Origin of the sequence: Klebsiella sp. A-Nf5 (assembly GCF_002810545.1) — a bacterium.
In the GTDB taxonomy this organism is placed as follows: Bacteria; Pseudomonadota; Gammaproteobacteria; order Enterobacterales; family Enterobacteriaceae; genus Klebsiella; species Klebsiella variicola.
The window spans coordinates 1-934 of record NZ_PIOG01000037.1; the positions used below are offsets into that span (position 1 = coordinate 1).

General features: G+C 48.6%; 1 protein-coding gene. It reads right to left on the reverse strand.

The annotated features are described in order from the left end of the window. Positions 1-905: FUSC family protein (locus CWM53_RS04440; protein ID WP_227521687.1), on the reverse strand; the 905-nt coding region annotated here is incomplete at its 3' end. Between the last annotated feature and the right edge of the window lie 29 nt (positions 906-934).

The window sequence follows — 934 nt, forward strand, 5'->3', positions numbered from 1 at the left end:
ACAAAATCTTTGGCTACGGCAATGGGGTTAGGCGAACGCATTGCAAGAGCCGTCACGACCCCAAGTAAAATCATGCAACTGCTACCTGACGTCCAGCCGCTATACAGCCATAAAAATGCGGCTGTCCCCGTCGCAATGAAGGTTCGCAGACCGTTCACGCGGGCAGAATGTGATTCCAGAGAACGTTCCGGCGACGGTTGGACTGCTGAGAGGATTTTTTCTTCGATGGATGATGGTCTTAAATTGCCCTTAAAACACTTCAGCAGTAAAAAAAACTCTCCAGCATTTCTGCTCCATTCAGCCTGGGAGGATAATCGACTGTTAACCGAAAGCATGGCAAGTCTGTAGCGGAAATCTCGCAGGTAGCGCAAAGAGGATTCAACATCGCCAGGTGCGTCCTGAAGCAGTGAGTCAATATCTGTATTGATATTACCGGTGTTCATTTTGCGGGCCAGAAAAATATCCAGAGAAAGGGTGAGCAACGTCAGAGAACGTATGTGGATAGCGGTTAGACGCCGCGAGGCAAGTTCCCAATGCCCGGCTTCCATTTTCAGGTTAACCACCATTGACTTTAGGGCTGCAGATCTGCGAAGGATCTCGAGCATTTTTTTGTCGAGCGCTTTTTGATCCGTAGATGTTGCTGCAAGCGCCATAAGCTGGCACTGAAGCGTAATAAGGGTCTCAGCCTCGTGTTCAACAATATGTTTAATAGATTTAGGTGAAAAAATGACGTCAGCCAGAAGGGCACAGAAAATTCCCAGCACAATTTCACTGCATCTTTCAATTGCGTATACCGGAGCCAGTGTCATGTTATTACTGGCATAAACAGTGACGAGTACGGTTAGCGCTGTATAGCTTGCAGTGGCCATTGCGCTGGTATTTTCAATTCGCACCAGCGTGGACACCCAGACACAGAATCCGGCCCAGGCGCATG